Origin of the sequence: Maridesulfovibrio bastinii DSM 16055 (assembly GCF_000429985.1) — a bacterium.
Classification (GTDB): Bacteria; Desulfobacterota; Desulfovibrionia; order Desulfovibrionales; family Desulfovibrionaceae; genus Maridesulfovibrio; species Maridesulfovibrio bastinii.
In genome coordinates, this window is sequence record NZ_AUCX01000031.1 from 11,848 (window position 1) to 26,910 (window position 15,063).

General features: G+C 40.7%; 26 protein-coding genes. 13 read left to right on the top strand and 13 right to left on the bottom strand.

Annotation, left to right across the window (positions count from 1 at the left end):
• Positions 1-105: 105 nt before the first annotated feature.
• The 3 genes from G496_RS0113750 to G496_RS0113760 form a co-directional block, all read right to left on the bottom strand.
• Positions 106-555 carry a DUF2597 family protein gene (locus G496_RS0113750; protein ID WP_027179784.1) on the bottom strand — a complete coding sequence of 150 codons (450 nt, stop codon included), beginning with the start codon at positions 553-555 and terminating at the stop codon, positions 106-108.
• A gap of 3 nt (positions 556-558) precedes the next feature.
• Positions 559-1,680 carry a DUF2586 domain-containing protein gene (locus G496_RS0113755; protein WP_027179785.1) on the bottom strand — a complete coding sequence of 374 codons (1,122 nt, stop codon included), beginning with the start codon at positions 1,678-1,680 and terminating at the stop codon, positions 559-561.
• Between the two features lie 122 nt (positions 1,681-1,802).
• Positions 1,803-2,270, bottom strand: coding sequence for a phage tail protein (locus G496_RS0113760; protein ID WP_027179786.1), 468 nt, complete (start codon positions 2,268-2,270; stop codon positions 1,803-1,805).
• A 303-nt stretch (positions 2,271-2,573) separates the two neighbouring features.
• Here G496_RS0113760 and G496_RS0113765 point away from each other — a divergent pair, with 303 nt between their 5' ends.
• The 4 genes from G496_RS0113765 to G496_RS0113775 all read left to right on the top strand — a co-directional run bounded on the left by G496_RS0113765 (position 2,574) and on the right by G496_RS0113775 (position 4,388).
• Positions 2,574-2,825 carry an Ogr/Delta-like zinc finger protein gene (locus G496_RS0113765; RefSeq protein ID WP_027179787.1) on the top strand — a complete coding sequence of 84 codons (252 nt, stop codon included), beginning with the start codon at positions 2,574-2,576 and terminating at the stop codon, positions 2,823-2,825.
• Positions 2,826-2,833: 8 nt separating this feature from the next.
• Positions 2,834-3,643 (top strand): hypothetical protein, encoded by an 810-nt coding sequence (locus G496_RS0113770; protein ID WP_027179788.1) that lies wholly within the window; start codon positions 2,834-2,836, stop codon positions 3,641-3,643.
• An 85-nt stretch (positions 3,644-3,728) separates the two neighbouring features.
• Complete coding sequence (locus G496_RS20975) at positions 3,729-3,917, top strand: type II toxin-antitoxin system HicA family toxin (protein ID WP_084407578.1); 189 nt, start codon at positions 3,729-3,731, stop codon at positions 3,915-3,917.
• A gap of 60 nt (positions 3,918-3,977) precedes the next feature.
• Complete coding sequence (locus tag G496_RS0113775) at positions 3,978-4,388, top strand: type II toxin-antitoxin system HicB family antitoxin (protein ID WP_027179789.1); 411 nt, start codon at positions 3,978-3,980, stop codon at positions 4,386-4,388.
• A 115-nt stretch (positions 4,389-4,503) separates the two neighbouring features.
• Here the strand turns inward: G496_RS0113775 and G496_RS0113780 are convergent, their stop codons facing one another.
• The 5 genes from G496_RS0113780 to G496_RS21180 form a co-directional block, all read right to left on the bottom strand.
• Positions 4,504-5,580, bottom strand: a complete 1,077-nt coding sequence (locus G496_RS0113780) for a helix-turn-helix domain-containing protein (protein ID WP_027179790.1) — start codon at positions 5,578-5,580, stop codon at positions 4,504-4,506.
• Between the two features lie 14 nt (positions 5,581-5,594).
• Complete coding sequence (locus G496_RS0113785; RefSeq protein WP_211233848.1) at positions 5,595-5,879, bottom strand: type II toxin-antitoxin system RelE/ParE family toxin; 285 nt, start codon at positions 5,877-5,879, stop codon at positions 5,595-5,597.
• A 258-nt stretch (positions 5,880-6,137) separates the two neighbouring features.
• Positions 6,138-6,347, bottom strand: a complete 210-nt coding sequence (locus G496_RS0113790; RefSeq protein ID WP_027179792.1) for a hypothetical protein — start codon at positions 6,345-6,347, stop codon at positions 6,138-6,140.
• A 443-nt stretch (positions 6,348-6,790) separates the two neighbouring features.
• Positions 6,791-9,505, bottom strand: coding sequence for a toprim domain-containing protein (locus G496_RS0113795; protein WP_027179793.1), 2,715 nt, complete (start codon positions 9,503-9,505; stop codon positions 6,791-6,793).
• A complete protein-coding gene (locus tag G496_RS21180; protein WP_156900663.1) occupies positions 9,498-9,704 on the bottom strand; it encodes a hypothetical protein in 207 nt (68 codons plus the stop codon). The genes G496_RS0113795 and G496_RS21180 overlap by 8 nt, the downstream gene beginning before the upstream one ends.
• Here G496_RS21180 and G496_RS21185 point away from each other — a divergent pair.
• Positions 9,693-9,908 carry a hypothetical protein gene (locus tag G496_RS21185; protein ID WP_156900664.1) on the top strand — a complete coding sequence of 72 codons (216 nt, stop codon included), beginning with the start codon at positions 9,693-9,695 and terminating at the stop codon, positions 9,906-9,908. The genes G496_RS21180 and G496_RS21185 overlap by 12 nt on opposite strands.
• Before the next feature lie 115 nt (positions 9,909-10,023).
• On the opposite strand, the gene G496_RS0113805 is transcribed toward G496_RS21185, so the two are convergent.
• On the bottom strand, positions 10,024-10,287 hold the full coding sequence (locus G496_RS0113805) for a hypothetical protein (protein WP_027179795.1): 264 nt from the start codon (positions 10,285-10,287) through the stop codon (positions 10,024-10,026).
• Complete coding sequence (locus G496_RS0113810) at positions 10,287-10,490, bottom strand: hypothetical protein (RefSeq protein WP_027179796.1); 204 nt, start codon at positions 10,488-10,490, stop codon at positions 10,287-10,289. The genes G496_RS0113805 and G496_RS0113810 overlap by 1 nt, the downstream gene beginning before the upstream one ends.
• An 89-nt stretch (positions 10,491-10,579) precedes the next feature.
• On the opposite strand from G496_RS0113810, the gene G496_RS21585 reads away from it, so the two are divergent.
• The 4 genes from G496_RS21585 to G496_RS0113825 all read left to right on the top strand — a co-directional run bounded on the left by G496_RS21585 (position 10,580) and on the right by G496_RS0113825 (position 11,771).
• Complete coding sequence (locus G496_RS21585) at positions 10,580-10,711, top strand: hypothetical protein (protein ID WP_281171281.1); 132 nt, start codon at positions 10,580-10,582, stop codon at positions 10,709-10,711.
• A gap of 132 nt (positions 10,712-10,843) precedes the next feature.
• Positions 10,844-11,140 carry a type II toxin-antitoxin system RelE family toxin gene (locus tag G496_RS0113815; protein WP_027179797.1) on the top strand — a complete coding sequence of 99 codons (297 nt, stop codon included), beginning with the start codon at positions 10,844-10,846 and terminating at the stop codon, positions 11,138-11,140.
• Positions 11,097-11,477 (top strand): helix-turn-helix transcriptional regulator, encoded by a 381-nt coding sequence (locus G496_RS20675; protein WP_051295064.1) that lies wholly within the window; start codon positions 11,097-11,099, stop codon positions 11,475-11,477. Before G496_RS0113815 ends, G496_RS20675 begins: the two co-directional genes overlap by 44 nt.
• Before the next feature lie 9 nt (positions 11,478-11,486).
• The gene (locus G496_RS0113825) at positions 11,487-11,771 is read left to right on the top strand and encodes a hypothetical protein (protein ID WP_027179798.1); all 285 of its coding nucleotides are present in this window, start codon (positions 11,487-11,489) and stop codon (positions 11,769-11,771) included.
• Positions 11,772-11,966: 195 nt separating this feature from the next.
• Here G496_RS0113825 and G496_RS19840 read toward each other — a convergent pair whose 3' ends face one another.
• Both G496_RS19840 and G496_RS0113835 read right to left on the bottom strand, forming a co-directional pair.
• Positions 11,967-12,470: a phage regulatory CII family protein gene (locus tag G496_RS19840; RefSeq protein WP_051295065.1), complete on the bottom strand. Its 504-nt coding sequence runs from the start codon at positions 12,468-12,470 to the stop codon at positions 11,967-11,969.
• A 12-nt stretch (positions 12,471-12,482) separates the two neighbouring features.
• The gene (locus G496_RS0113835) at positions 12,483-12,743 is read right to left on the bottom strand and encodes a hypothetical protein (RefSeq protein WP_027179799.1); all 261 of its coding nucleotides are present in this window, start codon (positions 12,741-12,743) and stop codon (positions 12,483-12,485) included.
• Positions 12,744-12,856: 113 nt separating this feature from the next.
• On the opposite strand from G496_RS0113835, the gene G496_RS0113840 reads away from it, so the two are divergent.
• Positions 12,857-13,135, top strand: coding sequence for a hypothetical protein (locus G496_RS0113840; protein ID WP_027179800.1), 279 nt, complete (start codon positions 12,857-12,859; stop codon positions 13,133-13,135).
• Between the two features lie 13 nt (positions 13,136-13,148).
• Here G496_RS0113840 and G496_RS21190 read toward each other — a convergent pair whose 3' ends face one another.
• Positions 13,149-13,292: a hypothetical protein gene (locus tag G496_RS21190; protein ID WP_156900665.1), complete on the bottom strand. Its 144-nt coding sequence runs from the start codon at positions 13,290-13,292 to the stop codon at positions 13,149-13,151.
• Positions 13,293-13,452: 160 nt separating this feature from the next.
• On the opposite strand from G496_RS21190, the gene G496_RS0113850 reads away from it, so the two are divergent.
• The 3 genes from G496_RS0113850 to G496_RS21360 form a co-directional block, all read left to right on the top strand.
• The gene (locus G496_RS0113850; RefSeq protein WP_027179801.1) at positions 13,453-13,677 is read left to right on the top strand and encodes a hypothetical protein; all 225 of its coding nucleotides are present in this window, start codon (positions 13,453-13,455) and stop codon (positions 13,675-13,677) included.
• Positions 13,674-14,699, top strand: a complete 1,026-nt coding sequence (locus G496_RS0113855; RefSeq protein ID WP_027179802.1) for a tyrosine-type recombinase/integrase — start codon at positions 13,674-13,676, stop codon at positions 14,697-14,699. The genes G496_RS0113850 and G496_RS0113855 overlap by 4 nt, the downstream gene beginning before the upstream one ends.
• Positions 14,700-14,834: 135 nt before the next feature.
• Positions 14,835-15,063: hypothetical protein (locus tag G496_RS21360; RefSeq protein WP_027179803.1), on the top strand; the 229-nt coding region annotated here is incomplete at its 3' end.

The following is a 15,063-nucleotide window of genomic DNA, read 5'->3' on the forward strand; positions in this document are numbered from 1 at the left end:
TTCAGGCAGAGATTTTTTTTAAAAGGACATTGTTTGCTGGGCACAGGGGTAAAATTAAATTTACCCCTAAATGCCTTCAGCACCCCTTTTTAGGATGAGACAACCCTACAACCCATCAATATCAGCTTCAGAAAGGTAAGGAACTCCGTTAATACGGATAAAGTCGGGGCTCGTAACTTCAAAAGGAATTTTGGAGATATGTTTTTCACCGCCCTTGGTATCAATATCCAGAAGGCTTTCCAGCTTCAGCTTGCAGCCGAATGCTTCAACTTTAAGCTCGTCATTACCGGCTCTGGCAAAAAACAGAATGTCAAATTCGTCCAGCTCGCGGAAACTTCCGGCAGAGCTTGCGGCCTCGGTTATGAGGTTCAGGTTCTGGGCATCAACTTCAAGTTCACCAGATGCGGAGACATCACCGTCCACCCAGCCGTTGGGAACACCGCGGTCTTTTACTGTTGCACTGTTATCTTCAATGCTGAGAGTGGATTTTTCCACATGCAGCAGAATGTCACCGATTGAGATGTCAAAATTTTTACCGCTTAATCTCTGAGCCATTGTCTACGCCTCCGCCTGATTTGAAAGATCCAGCATAAGATTACAGGTTATGGATTTAGGGCTGTTGTATGGAGTTACAACCATGTAAATCTCAACCTGATATTTTGTTTTCCAGTTAATTGTAATGTCCGTATCTTTAGGCGGTTTAACTTCACCGGGGAACTGAGTTCCCATAATTTCAACAGACCGACTCATCTCACGCAGAGGACGCATGAAATAAGTCTGATTGGCAGCAATACTTGCAGGAGTGCTGTTAAGCTTGCGGTCAGCAATTCTGGCCACAGCAAGCACATAAACCCTGCGCATGGCTTTCTGGACAACGCGCAGATTTTCAACGCACTGATAGTCGCCGGCAGGAACATCAAGCATATTTCCATCACCCCAATACATACCGGGATAATCAGGATACCACTGAGGGACTGAAAAACGTGCGGAATCGAGATCTTCCAGAATGGACATATCAATTTCACGTCCGTCTTTATCCATAGGCTTGGTTGACCATTCACCAACAAGCGGGCCGGTTGCGACACGCATGGGAGAATCAGCAACAGTAACTGAAGAATTGCAAAGACGACCGGCATAGGTACCGAGATCAAAACCCCACAGGCAGGGAACAATAGAGACCTGATCAGCTGCCACACCGGATATCAGAGGCTTAATTGCGGCACTGAAATCAGACCAGGATTCAGTTTCAAGATCAATTTTACGGGTATTGCCGATAAAGAAAATAGGACGCATATAGCGGGACATAATGCTTTCCGCTTTGGCCTGCATATCATCAACTTCAGTTGAACCAATTACCGGATCTGTCAGAACAACAGCCTCAACAGCAGCCTGTTCCATGCAGTAATCAACCGCATCAGACCATTCTTCAAGATCGGCAAGCGGATAGATACAGGCGTTCCAGTTCTGCCCGGCATTACTTCTTGCGGATTCAATCTGAATCTTCAGATTAAATTCACCTTCACCCAGAATTTCATCCAGATCTGAATCAGTGTTTACAGTTAAAAATTTACTTTCATTTGTACCCGAACCACGACCGATAAAGAGAAAATAATTTTCTACCTCATTAAATTCTCCCTGCATCAAGTTCAGATTGTTGACTTGAACTTTACCTAAAGCCATAAACTGCTCCTATACCTGCTTTGTTCAATTCAATTGAATTAAGCAGCTTGAATTGTATAAATACCGTCTTTAAATTTATTAATTAAAACGATATATTAATTTATATTTTAATTTTTATTGGCTTACGAATGACTATAAAAATCTGATTTGCATTCAAGACCAATAAGCTCTTCTGCAATATCAACGTTAAGATCATTCATTGACCAATATTTATTCATCCAGAATATACTTCCATCAGCATCTTCAACTACAAATAAAGATTCTTCAAAATTTATGGATAAATTAATTTCTATATAAGATTCGGTAATATTGGAGATATAGAATTTAGGATCAGAAAGACTAAGATAATTTCGGTGTTCATCGTTGTTTTCTATCCACGCAATAACAAGCGCAAATAAAATATCTGCATCTCCAGCAAAATTTTCTATTTTAAAATTACCGATGTACTTTATTTTTCCTATCTCTTTACAATTACCAAAATCTTTACCGGAAAGTTCTAATTCTCCACCTTCAACAGTGCATTGCAATTTTTCAGGTTCTACACCTGCAATTTCTGGTAATTTATTTATAAATTCTTTAAAAAATTTCATTTTAATTCATATAAACTGAGATTAATAAAAAGTTATTGCTAATCAAAACTAATACACAAAAGAGATAGCAACTAATTAAAAGCAACTTGAAAGACAATATATACGCAAATAAGAGAATACAAGAACACTTAATCCTATAACTTATTTATAGGATTCATATTCAAAGATTATTTTTTAATTATTAATTATGTTATTTGAGTGGAAATACATTCATATAAATTTATAAATGTATCATATTAGCTGGAAAAGTAGATAAAAAGAGAGTAAAATAATTTATAGATTCAAGATGTGGAGGAAGATTAGATGAGTGTAAAAATTAGATGCAATAAATGCGGTTCCGTAGCCCGGATAGAATCCAGCTCACAGGAAGCCGGAACATACAAGAAACTATATTGCAGCTGCAGAAATCCGGAATGCGGCCATACGTTTGTTATGGATCTGACCTTCAGCCACACTCTAAGTCCTTCAGCTCTAGACCTGCCCGAACAGCTTCGGCAGAAAATTCAAAAAGTAGAACCGGCAGAACAAGCCAATTTGTTTGTGGGGATGGGGTAAGGAAAATTATGGAATGGATTAAGAATAATAAAATTATTTCGCTAGCTATAGCTATAGGAATAGTAAATTTTGTCGGAGCTTTTATTGTATTAGCAATAGATCACAAAATAAACTTTAGTTTTCATATAGATTCAAACCTTGCTGCGGATATCGGAACATACTTGGCAGGGACTTCCGGTACACTTTGGGGAGCAGCTGGTCTGATAGTTTTGATACAAACATTAAAGGTTCAACAAGAAGGGATAGAGCAGCAAAGAGAGCTTTCAAACCAACAGTCTTTTGAGACAACTTTTTTCAATTTTCTAAACAGATATAATGAACTTCAAAAAAGCATAGATTTTAACAAAATAGATCCCTTAAAAAAATGGAGCTATAATTGTGCAAAATATGGATTTAATCATTATAAATTATCCTCTGAAGAAATTCACGAGGAAGATTTAATATACCCTGACGACCCACGAGTAGACTATGAATTCTATAAAACTGGAGATAGTTATCTGAAAGAAGAATTTGAAAAAATGACAGAGGGAATGCGAGAATGCCAATACCGAATAGATAATGATTTGAATTCATTATATATTCTTTTTTTTCAGATTATCTCAGCATTAGAAAAATATAACAGAGAAAAACCATACTATACAAATATACTATCAGGATACATTCCATGGTATGAATTTAGATTTATTTTTTATTGGGCATATGTAAAAAAAAATTATTCAAATGAACACTACATACTAATTAGAAACAACATACCTATCCAAATAAATTACCTTTATTCTCCAGAACATGCAAAGTTGTTTCCAACAGCGCGAAAATAAAAAGCCCCTCACCCTAAATCTTTTATACACACAAAAACACACAAACTCTTGACATATACCCAATCTAATGTGTATCTATACACACATGGATAGCAAAGAAATAATTTCGCTATTGAAAAAGGCCGGCTGGTACAAAGTGGCTACAAAAGGAAGTCACTGGCAATTTAAACATCCTGACAAACCCGGCAGGGTAACGGTGCCACACCCAAAAAAAGAATTTCCTGTTGGAACTTTGAAATCTATAGAAAAACAGTCCGGGTTGAAAATACTATAAGGCGGGGGCGAAAGCCCCCAGCCAGAAGATATAAAAAGGGAAAAACAAAAGGAGTTAGCTATGGCAACTTATTACGCTGTAATCCATAAGGACAAGGATTCGGATTACGGTGTGTCCTTTCCAGATGTCCCCGGTTGTATTTCAGCTGGGTCTACTTTGGAAGAGGCAGAGGTTATGGCAAAAGAAGCGTTGGCATTTCATATTGACGGAATGAAGGAAGACGGCGAAAAAATTCCCGCTCCGACTACTGATTTTAAGGCCGTGTATGAAGAGTATTGCAACGATAAAGACTTTCATAGCCTTATGCTTGTAACCCTGCAAGAAAAGGTAAAAAAGGTAAGAGTTAACATTAGCGTACCGGAACAAGATCTAAAATTAATCGATACTGTAGCAGATAAGCACGGAATGGATAGATCTGCTTTCCTCGTGCTGGCTGCCAAAAAAATCGTAACTGGTAGTTGTGAACTTTAATTAAATGGAGGATTTGTATTGAAGTGAACGAATAAAAAAAGTTAATTAATAAAAAATATAGAAAATTAAATCCCCGGTACTGAATTTCAGTACCGGGGGTAATTTACTATGAATTTTATTTCCATTGAAACTTACGTATAAGCCCCCTAAATTGACCCCAATTACCTGTAAGGTGACAATAACGCCCAGCAACTATGCCGGGAGAAATTCCGAGATTTTTAGCTAGTACGATTATATTGTCTTTTGATCTAGCTCTTCTTATTTTTAAGTTATACTTTTTAGGAATAAGAAAATCAGCAGCGAACTCATCTGCCCTCTTTTCTTGCGGGTCATCATCCCGATTCTCGTTGCTATTAATCAACATATCCTTTTTAGAATCATGTAATACGTGAGAAGCTTCATGAAAAAATGAAAACCAAAAAATATCTTCTCCTTTCCCTCTAAGTGAAAGTAAAATCATGGCCTTATCTTTAGTTAACCATTTGGTGGCACCATTCCACGGAACTTTCTTCATTTCAGGAACAAGGGCAACAGCAACACCTGCATCAGCACAAAGCTCCTTAAGCTTATGTACAAAGTCAGCATCTAAAGTTGTCAAGCATCTAATTTTTTGAAGGTTTTCAATAAACAGTTGTCGATTATATGGAGAACAATGAATTTCCAAAGCCTGTAGTTCTCCCTGCCTAATCCATGCTGAAGCAGGCCCTGGCTGAGAATCAAAACAGGAAGATCTACGAGCAGCAACTGCAGGAGTCAGCCAAAAATCCTTCCAAGCAGATACGCTTGCCACTCCATAAAACCTCAAAACTTCATGCAAATTATCAACTTTATTCTTCGTAAGTTTAATAAAACCTCTATCAGCTAATTCCTTTACAGGAATTGTCTTAAGCCAATCAATATCAGCCTCGCGTTGTTTCTTGGCTTCAAGTTTAGCTACTCTTTCTCTATAATTACTTTCGAGCTTATTCCAAAACCCGGCAGCTACACCTGTAACCAGTTCCAGTTTATTTGCCGTTTCATATGTTATAGGCTGTCTATCTTTTATTATTCGATTTAAACTTTGAACAGTCATGCCGAGTCTTAAGGCAAAATCTTTCTGTGACATGCCAAGCGACTCCTGCACCTCCAGAAGAGTTACTCCAGGAGGCACGGCATAATCAGGATCAAACCCATATTTTTTTTGTGCTATCATCCTACCACCCTCCATCAGTTTTGATGGGTGTCTTCAATTTCTATAATTTCAATTTCAGACACCTGGCTTTTGTCGATACCACCATTCTCAAGTAGTGGCACAGGATCATCCGCAGGGATAAAAAGCAACCTGTAAGGATAATCCAAATCAACTGAAAACTGCCCTTTACGGTTATTAGTCAGTTCATGACATCTAGGCGGTGGCAAATGAGAAATTTGATCCAGATTTTCGGCTGCATCCAGCTCATTCAATCTCTGCATTAATTTCATCGCCTTAACCTGACCGTATGCCTTCAGCATTTTTGCCTGGCATGAACAGTTTTTCTGCAGTTTCTTTGTTTTAAAATATATAATCATTAATTGAACTTTGTTAATTTTAATTAACACACTATTTTAATAAAAAAACAATTACAACAAGTCAATACACTCAATATATTGAATTAACTTCACTTTATATAAATCACCTTCTGACTAAGCAAATTACTTAAAATCAAAATCAACCAAAGGTCAACAAAGTATACAAAACTCCAGCACTGAATTTCAGTACCGGGGTTAATTTCAACAGAAATCAATATCTTCTGGTTTATAATTAAAAATATCACCATCAAAGGAGACAGACACTTTTGGATTGTCATTATAGTTTATCAGTTTACTCACCTCTCCAATCTTATCGAAATTAGGCTTATCTTTATTCACAACAATGACTTCATCTCCGATCTTGTAGGGCTTCCCGTATCGGTTCAAAACAACATTCTTCATAGCTGTCATACGACCTCCTGTTTCCAGAATATTATATATATGTTCAAAATGAAGTGACCTAAGTAACCTGGCTTTTTTTAAAAACACAAGACACTAATATTATTGATATTTTTTACAAGTTTTAGGTCACACTCTAAAAGTGACCTAAAGTGACCCAAAAGCACAAAAACGACATAAACATCTGTTTTACATATTAAAAATTAAGTGACCTAAGTCACTCCATTTTACTGTTTTTAGTGACCTTATGAAGTGACCCAAGTCACCTTTAGGTCACTTAAAAAGTAGTATAAAAAGTGACCTGAATTTTAACAAAATAGTTAGTATTTATAGAAAGTTAATAATACAAGTATAGTTTAGGTCACTTAAGTCACATACTTTTGAACACATATAAGAAGTTCTGAGCTGTCCCCAAATTGGGGTCAAAAAAAATTGAGAATTCCGGAGAAACTTTTTCATTTAAGAAACTCCCATCTTCTTATGTTTTTTCCTGTCCATCTACTTTTACGGCTTACGTTTTTGCTTACAAGTTTATGCCTCCTGGATGTTGGTAATAAACTAAGCAACTCATTTTTATGAAAGCTCATACTCTCCCTTTGCGCGATGGATAAAAACTCAGGAATGGAGATAGCTATAACCGAAGGATCAGTGGAATGATTTAGTCTGCCTTCTTCACGGAAGGCTGCTTCTTCATTCAAATAATGGAAAGCATCCCAGAACTGTTCAACAATGGGATGATCTGCAGACAGACGGACTATTCGCTCTTTTGCTCTTTCCAAAAGGTAATCCGTGATTTCCCCCACTCTGACAGGTGTGAGCTGAGGAAACAAAATGGATAAAGCAGAACAGCAGGCTGCAACCTGTGCATGCGTTTTTGCTATGCGGGTATTCTCTTTTATGTGGGAAAGAAAAAAAGGCTCAATATGATCAAACTCGTCAAAATACTTTTTCAAAATTTGCTGTTCGGCCATCAAAGCCGCTTTCATGAACCCGCCCACTTCTTCCACTGTTTGAACAGTAAACCATCTGGCCAGCTTAATTGTTTCGTGGCTGTGGTGGGCTTTATCAACATGGCAATGGACTATACGCTGTAAAGTAGCTGTAGACGCATTAACTTCCGCATTCTGTGAAATCACCAGAGAGCTTTTAAATTTTGGCTCCTTAATCTCGTTTCCGTGGTTCTTCACAGCCGTAATTCCGGTTCCTCCGCCGTTGTAAAAAGGCTTAAATTCATCGAAATTAAATTGACTCTTACCATAACCTCGGTCCGTTCCATCGTCCCTGTCAGACTCAATCAAGACGGTGGGCATATTTGAGAGATTTGAAAAAGCTCTGCGCCGCCCAGCCTTGGTTGATTTCAAAGCATCAAAACCTTCATGGTCGTCCCTACCCAACAACCTCCATAAAAAATATAGAGCCGTGGACTTACCCGCCCCCGGTTCACCTGTGAATTCAAAAAAGGGAAAGTCCCCCTGCTTTTTCCGTATCTGCTGAACAAACAAAGATCCCAGCCAGAAGCCCAAAAGAGCCATACCAGGAAAGCTGAATACCCGCTGGTAACGATCCAGCCAGTCAGGTGAAAAACTATTATCTGTGGAAATATCCAATCCGGATAAATGAGGTCGAACCATTTCAGAGCCGATTTGATAATAGCCGTCTTCGTGTCTAGCTATCTGCTTGCCTCTGAAATAAGCATAGTCCTTAAATATATAAGCGTTGATATCTTCAACGTATCCATAATAATCAATGCTGCGAATACTCTTGCCCTGTGCGGCAATCATCCATTTCTTTTTCAACTTCTTAAATTCTTTCTGTTCGCCGTCAAAATCAGCTCCGGGAGTCTTACCGTTCAGAGCCTTACAAAAGGCAGAGGCACTTTCCAGATCCCGCGCATCAAGTCGAATTGTTTTAGGAGGTCTATTCCTGAAATTAACCTTAAAAACATAAAACTGTTTATCTTCGATAAGCTCGTCTGTCTCATGGAAAATAAACTCTGGATATACGTTGCAGATTAATTTGAAGTTGGCGTTTTTTTCAAAGAACTCAAATCCCTTTGGACTCAAAAGGAATTTTCTTTTGAGTAGATCATCTTTTCCCGGATCTTCGGAATCCTGCCCTTTTAGAGCTTCTTCTATGAGGGCTTCTTCAAACTCAGCGTCAACCCAGACCCTATACATATAGTTGTCATGAGGAATTATGAAATCCGTACTTCTCTGCTTATACTTGTAGTGGACATATCCTTTTTCCACTTCAGTCTCAGCTAAAAGCATTTCACCACGATAGCGACCCCAAAGAAAAATATTTCTACTAAGTTCTCCATTTATTGTTATCTTTCCATGCTTATGAAGATCGTCCCAGTCTTCCTTGCCATCAGGCAGAAGAACCACCTCATATTTTACCCCCAACTCTTTAAGTTTCTCTACGTGTTTACGGATTCCTTTTTGTCCGGCCTTATCCCCATCCAGAGCGAGCACCCAGACTATTTCCTTATTCTTGTGCTGATTGATAAAATTACTTGGAAAGTTATTGCAGCTGAAAGCGGCAGCCGCCTTGATACCGTGGTGGTACAAGGCTATAGCGTGGAAAATCCCTTCCACAATAAAACATTTATCCCCTTTCTTCAGGATCTGTCTCGGCGGGGTCCAGACATCACCTTTAAAGACGGAGCCGTCCGGCTTTCTGCGCCCACCGAAGTGGGCTTTCTTACCGGCCTTATCTGTCTTATCAATTATCCGTTCCCAGTATCTGGTGCGGCCTTCATCAAGATAAAATCGCACCGTGGTGCAATAGGTATTTGTATTCGGAATCTGACAGGCCGCCTGTTCATACCAGCCGCAAATTTTGGAGAGGTCAAAACCCCGAGTAAGGGCAAGGTATGCGTCTGCTGTGCGGTTGGGTTCTTTCTCAGTTGGCTGGTATCTTTCTGCGAAATTAGTGAAAAGTTCCGGAACCAACTCACTAACTTTAAAGCTGGCTCCACAATTATTCTTGCGGTTACACTCAATGACCCACGGCCGCTCCTTGGAAGTATAAAGCTCCTTTTTTCCGCATGAAGGGCAAACGCCCTCCTGCAAATAGGAACCACGGTCCTTAAATTGAAGAACCGGATCATTTACCAATGCTCTTACTATTTCATCAACCGGAACAAAGGATTCATTATTCTTAGTCATTTGCTGCCCCTCCATCAGCCGGAACATAATCATCAAGAACAACTGCACACGAGCAAACCGCCTTCTTTACAAGGTCGATGATCACTTTTGCTCCATCGGAAACTTCTGTCTCCGGCAGCTGTCCAATAGTTTCTAGGGCGCAACAAGAATTATGTAGGAAAAGGATTGCCTGGTTAGGAGTCAGGTCTTGTCTGGCCATGATAGCCTCCGTAATACTTTTAGGTTTCGGCTGTTCATGCTCCCAAAGAACAAAAGAGCAACCAGAATTCCTAACGGGTATTACGCCGCCCTCATGCCTCACGACATGAAGATTCTGGTTGCTCTGTCTATCAGGATAGAAGTGCAGAAAATAAAATGCACCTATCCTGTCAGATTCATAAAGATATGCGCTAATGCGCAATAAAAAATCTCCATTAAGGCAGGAGAACACCACAATACTGTTAGGAAGTTCAGAATGCCCTGAAACGGAAAATTTTGTCAAGATACTAGGATAGGGTATCCTAGCAAAGGTTTGCGACTTAGACATTTGCCACCCCCATTTCCTCATATGCAATGCGGGTAATATTAGCGTCTATCTCAGCGACTTTTATGCGGAAGAGTCTGCGCTTGCCGGAATCGGTTCTAACTTCTATGGGCGGCTTGCGGTCAAAGTCTCTCTGGGTTTCCTGTTCTCCGGCATGTATCTGCAACCGGGCAAAAAGGTAGGCGGCTTCCTGCAGGTTGCCGGCTATTACACAAGTGACGCTTTTCTCACCGTTGAAATTTACAATGAACTCTTCCATTACGCTTCCCCTCCATCCTTTATTTTTAACGAATCATCCAAAACCACAGCGCACGAACAAACCGCCTTCTGGATTAGCTCCAAAAGGACTTTTGCTCCGGCGGAGATTTCGTCTTCGGGTAAGGTCTGGATGGTCTGCAAAGCGCAGCAGGAATCGTGTAAAAAGGAAATTGCCTGGCTAGGGGACAGGTCTTGTCTGGCCATGATAGCCTCCGTGTGAGTTTAAGGTGTTGGCCACTCATTGACACAAAAAAAAGAGCAGCCAGAATTCCTAACGTCTCACACGACGTGGCATGCCTCGCGACATGACCATTCTGGCTGCCCTGTCTATCAGGATGGAAGTGCAGAAAATAAAATGCACCTATCCTGTCAGATTCGGTAGTGGATGCGCTAATGCGCATATAAAAACAAAAGTCCCCGTTTAGGCCGGAGAACGCCGTGTGAGAATTAGGAAGTCCAGAATGCCCTGAAATGGAAAATTTTGTCAAGAAAGAAGTAACCATAAAAATAAAAGTTTTTTGGTTGACGTGTAACCAAAGAGTAATTATTTTCTTTTTATGGAATGGAAACTTCTTTTCTCCAATAAAGCCCGTAAGCAGATTGAAAAGCTGCCCCCGCATGTAGTTGATGCGCTTACCATCCTCCGTGCGAACATTGAGCAACATGGTCCGGTTCAGCTCAGCTGGCCGAACTACAGCAAAATAAAAGGGCAGAAAGGGTACTACCACTGCCACCTGAATAAAGGCAAACCGCGCTATGTGGCTGTGTGGGCTGTTGAAAATGATAAAATTAAAGTTGTGGAGGTCATATATGCTGGAACACACGAAAAAGTCGACTATAGAAAAGTTAGGTGATGTCGTTATAACGGGCCAGAAGCAAGACCTGCCGGAAATTGCAAATATTGTCAGGCAGCTTTTGAAGCTGACTAAGGTCAACGCAGAGGTAAAAATTATTAATGACGATGGAGAACAAGTCTTCACCGCCGATGAAGTTCTGCCGGAACCGACTCCTGCCGGCATGTTGCGCGGTGCTCGTTTCCGTGAGGACATGACGCAAGCCGATCTGGCGAAAGAACTCGGCATACACAAGAACAACATTTCCGAAATGGAAAGAGGAGTTCGTAAGATTAGTGTGGACATGGCCAAGCGGCTCGGCGCTACCCTGAATATGGAATACAAGCTTTTCCTGTAGGTCGGAAAAATGAAGCGGCAACCCAACCACCAGATCATTAATGACGCTGAAGGAAAACCGGCTTTCGTAGTGATTCCGTATGATGAATATTTGGAATTCTTCGGGGTTCCAGAAGAAGCCAGCGCGAAAGCCTTGCCCAGGATCACGATGCAACGCCGCTCCGTGGACGATGAAACGGAAGAAATATGCTTCACGGTTCCCACTGGAAAAATGAACGATTTTGAAAAACAATTACTTGAATTCCTGCGCAAAGAAAAATTAGATTTCTGCTTTAAGCATTCAGAATCTGAATAAACCATTTTCACCCTTCCACAAAAAAACGCCCTTTCCAGCCACTGGTCAGGGCGTTTTATTTTAGTCTGTTTTTATTCACTTAGCTTTTCATCCTCTGTGGCTCTTCAATCGTGTGACCTTACGTTGCGAGGTAAAATCTTTATTCATAGTAGGAAGAGCCACAGAGGTTATCCGGTTAACCCATCACCGGCCGGCTTAAAGGAGGTGTGCCTTATCCTTGGAGTCTTTTAAAATTTTGGTTGCCCTGCGTTCTGTTTCCCTGACTACCCCGATCAGCTTCATCATCTTTTCAGTGCCTTGGTTCAGTTCGCGCAGAATCCGGCGCAGCTCCTGCGGTGATAACTTATTGTCTGCAATTGCTTTGCTTGATTCACTGCCAAGGTCACTGACTTCTTTAAAAATTTCCCCGACATATTTAAGTAGTCCGGCGCAATCCAAGGATTCATGATCTACTGAAGCTTTATTTTTTGTCTGCACTATCAGCCATTTTAGAATAGTATCGTTACCCACAACTTCGCAAAATTTTGGAAGATCTTCATAGGTCGGGTAATACCGCTCCAGAGAAAATATGCGGTGGCTATTAAACGGACTCCAACCCATTTCTTCCGCCACTTCATTTTCATTTTTGCCTGAAAATTCCAATGAAAGTCGGAAGGCATCACACGCTTCAATGTTTATTAAGTCCTTAGGATCAACCATTTTCATCTCCCATTAATGTTTTGCTTCCCGAATAGAAGCGCAAATATTTTCAACTGGAACTCCGTATTCATCACGCAATAGGCTGATTGCCCGGCGCAGTTGCAAATATTTTGCAGCTAGGACAAGAGAACGCCTGGCACTGTTGGACATACGCAAAGATTTGCGTTGATCCCTATAAAGACGCGGATCAATCCTTAAAAATCTTGCAGAACCGGAATAAGAACCACACTCTTTGCGCAGAAATTCAATGTGCTTTGTTATTGTCTTTGTCATACTTATTGATAGGAGATTATCTCCTATATAGTCAAGGGGATTATATCCGCTTTATATAGGAGATATTATCCTATAAGGTTATTAAATATTGGAACACGTTAGCGGGGAAAAATATGGATAATGAATTCGAAAAAATGTTTATTGAATTCGTGACAGATAAGATTGAAAAGAAAAATATTTCTCACTCCGATTTTGCCAGGCAGGTTTATCCGGGCCGGACTCTCGGCACTGCAGAAAGAATCTGGCGACAGCTTAGGAATCCTGCTCCGGACAAACCGCCTAGACGTTTAAGCCTTTCCGAAGCATACCAGATCAGCCGTGTATTAGGCTCTGAATTTCCAGCACTTATCTGGCAAGTTGACCAATACAAAAATCAAAAGCTGGCAAAATAATCTGGCCAGTTTTTTACTCGCAATCTTCAAGGGTAACCGCTAACTGGTACACTTTTTCTTTAAGCAGCCCCAATAAAAAATTCAGTCCTACCGGAGCTACCTTACGGCAAGTCTCCAAAGCCTCAACCAACTGATATAGTTCCCTGACTGGATCCATAGTAAAACCTCCATAAGAATTCTTTTAATGCGTCTTTCTATTCGTGACCTTGATTAATAGGATATAATCTCCTATTAAGGATTTTGTTGATAGGAGATTATCTCCGGCATAATCACAGCCAGAAAGTTACTAATCCAATTAGAAAAATCAGGGGTCGGATATGGAGATTAGAGGACCATTTTATAATCAGAAGGAAGCCGCAAGATACTGCGGATACTCCGCGTCTGCCTTTGCAGACAAGCTAAGAAGCTACGATCTGCCAAGATTAGGACCAAACAGAAACAGATATGCCAGATCTGTTCTTGATCTCTGGATGACAGATCCGGATCAGTTCCTACCTAAGCCCATTAAAAAATCCAGAAAGCCTTTTCAGGTACATGTATGAGTTTCCGCAAGACAAAAGCCGGCTACTGGGTCGTTGATTTTTGGGATCAATACGGCAAGAAGCGTTCAAGATCCTTTGGCAAGAAACCTGAAGGAAAAAAACTGGCTCACGAATTTGACCTTGAAATCCAGTTGAAAAAATCCAAGGGGGAGCCGCTCCCGGTGAACCGTGGCGGCGGTATGTATCTGGATGAACTCTGCCAGATTTGGATAAACGAAAAGAAAGTCCAAGGCCGGAAAAAGAAATGGCTCAAGGACTGGGCGAGTGTATTCAACAACAAGTTTGCTCCAGAGCTGTGTAAGGTTCCGTGTGACTTGCTTGGCCAAGGTGACATTATGAATATACTGGCCAAACAGTACGCACGGTCAGCGCAGGCAACAAGAAACCGCTATGCAGGATATCTCAAATCAATTTTTCAATACGGTGTAGACCATGAACTCATTAAAAAAAATCCATTGGCTTTGTGGAAGAAAGGTAAAGAATTAAGCAGACATTCAGTTCTTACTTTGAGTGACTTAAAAAATATTCAGAAACATTCCCCGGATCATCTAGCCTGGGCTTTAGAAGTTGCCTGGAATATCCCTGTCCGTCCCGGTCCAGCGGATCTGTTCTCCCTGCGCTATGACACGCATGTTAACTATGCTCAAAGATCGTTTAAAGTTTATCACACCAAGGTTAACAGATGGGCAACAATTCAGTGCTCAGAAGACTTTATTAAAAAGGTTTTCATCCCCCAACAGGATAACACGAGCGGATTTATCATCGAATATCAGGGGGAACCTGTTGGCGATGTAGGAACAGCTCTGGCCAGAGCGGCAGGACCAAGAGGAGCTAACCTGCCTTATTCAATCTGCATGTATGATATCCGGCACTTATGGATAACAACAATGCTTAATCAGGGCATTGAAATGTCAACAATAGCATATCTGGCCGGAACCAGCGTCAGGATGATTATGAAAAACTACTATGAGCCGCATTCTGCAGACAGATCAAAAGCAGCTCTGAAACTTCCAAAGCTCTAAAAATTCTGTGCTACATTGGCTCTACCTCAAAGAAAGGGGCGATAGGATAATCCGATAAAAAGAAAGGCATACCGAACCGACTCGATATGCCCTATAAATTGATCAAATTTCCGACCAAAGAAAGGAGATCAATTTATGGATCGAATCTTAATCGGCCTGCCCGATTTTGCAATAAAAAAGGTTGTGTCATATTTTCCGATAATTCTTGAGGTGGAATGGACGGGTAAACCAGTTTGTCCGCAATGCCGCAGTTCTTCTTTTCGGATTAAGGACACGTTCTTGCGATTCATCAAAAGTATCCCGCATAACGGACGCGCATCGATTCTTCGGGTGAAATGTCACAAGCATCATTGCAAGGATTGCG

What these genes read in the sequence shown, in the direction of transcription:
- G496_RS0113750 (WP_027179784.1), bottom strand. Translation starts at nt 555, where the DNA reads ATGGCTCAGAGATTAAGCGGTAAAAATTTTGACATCTCAATCGGTGAC.
- G496_RS0113755 (WP_027179785.1), bottom strand. Translation starts at nt 1,680, where the DNA reads ATGGCTTTAGGTAAAGTTCAAGTCAACAATCTGAACTTGATGCAGGGA.
- G496_RS0113760 (WP_027179786.1), bottom strand. Translation starts at nt 2,270, where the DNA reads ATGAAATTTTTTAAAGAATTTATAAATAAATTACCAGAAATTGCAGGT.
- G496_RS0113765 (WP_027179787.1), top strand. Translation starts at nt 2,574, where the DNA reads ATGAGTGTAAAAATTAGATGCAATAAATGCGGTTCCGTAGCCCGGATA.
- G496_RS0113770 (WP_027179788.1), top strand. Translation starts at nt 2,834, where the DNA reads ATGGAATGGATTAAGAATAATAAAATTATTTCGCTAGCTATAGCTATA.
- G496_RS20975 (WP_084407578.1), top strand. Translation starts at nt 3,729, where the DNA reads ATGGATAGCAAAGAAATAATTTCGCTATTGAAAAAGGCCGGCTGGTAC.
- G496_RS0113775 (WP_027179789.1), top strand. Translation starts at nt 3,978, where the DNA reads ATGGCAACTTATTACGCTGTAATCCATAAGGACAAGGATTCGGATTAC.
- G496_RS0113780 (WP_027179790.1), bottom strand. Translation starts at nt 5,580, where the DNA reads ATGATAGCACAAAAAAAATATGGGTTTGATCCTGATTATGCCGTGCCT.
- G496_RS0113785 (WP_211233848.1), bottom strand. Translation starts at nt 5,879, where the DNA reads ATGCTGAAGGCATACGGTCAGGTTAAGGCGATGAAATTAATGCAGAGA.
- G496_RS0113790 (WP_027179792.1), bottom strand. Translation starts at nt 6,347, where the DNA reads ATGACAGCTATGAAGAATGTTGTTTTGAACCGATACGGGAAGCCCTAC.
- G496_RS0113795 (WP_027179793.1), bottom strand. Translation starts at nt 9,505, where the DNA reads ATGACTAAGAATAATGAATCCTTTGTTCCGGTTGATGAAATAGTAAGA.
- G496_RS21180 (WP_156900663.1), bottom strand. Translation starts at nt 9,704, where the DNA reads ATGGCCAGACAAGACCTGACTCCTAACCAGGCAATCCTTTTCCTACAT.
- G496_RS0113805 (WP_027179795.1), bottom strand. Translation starts at nt 10,287, where the DNA reads ATGGAAGAGTTCATTGTAAATTTCAACGGTGAGAAAAGCGTCACTTGT.
- G496_RS0113810 (WP_027179796.1), bottom strand. Translation starts at nt 10,490, where the DNA reads ATGGCCAGACAAGACCTGTCCCCTAGCCAGGCAATTTCCTTTTTACAC.
- G496_RS21585 (WP_281171281.1), top strand. Translation starts at nt 10,580, where the DNA reads ATGCCTCGCGACATGACCATTCTGGCTGCCCTGTCTATCAGGATGGAA.
- G496_RS0113815 (WP_027179797.1), top strand. Translation starts at nt 10,844, where the DNA reads ATGGAATGGAAACTTCTTTTCTCCAATAAAGCCCGTAAGCAGATTGAA.
- G496_RS20675 (WP_051295064.1), top strand. Translation starts at nt 11,097, where the DNA reads ATGCTGGAACACACGAAAAAGTCGACTATAGAAAAGTTAGGTGATGTC.
- G496_RS0113825 (WP_027179798.1), top strand. Translation starts at nt 11,487, where the DNA reads ATGAAGCGGCAACCCAACCACCAGATCATTAATGACGCTGAAGGAAAA.
- G496_RS19840 (WP_051295065.1), bottom strand. Translation starts at nt 12,470, where the DNA reads ATGGTTGATCCTAAGGACTTAATAAACATTGAAGCGTGTGATGCCTTC.
- G496_RS0113835 (WP_027179799.1), bottom strand. Translation starts at nt 12,743, where the DNA reads ATGACAAAGACAATAACAAAGCACATTGAATTTCTGCGCAAAGAGTGT.
- G496_RS0113840 (WP_027179800.1), top strand. Translation starts at nt 12,857, where the DNA reads ATGGATAATGAATTCGAAAAAATGTTTATTGAATTCGTGACAGATAAG.
- G496_RS21190 (WP_156900665.1), bottom strand. Translation starts at nt 13,292, where the DNA reads ATGGATCCAGTCAGGGAACTATATCAGTTGGTTGAGGCTTTGGAGACT.
- G496_RS0113850 (WP_027179801.1), top strand. Translation starts at nt 13,453, where the DNA reads ATGGAGATTAGAGGACCATTTTATAATCAGAAGGAAGCCGCAAGATAC.
- G496_RS0113855 (WP_027179802.1), top strand. Translation starts at nt 13,674, where the DNA reads ATGAGTTTCCGCAAGACAAAAGCCGGCTACTGGGTCGTTGATTTTTGG.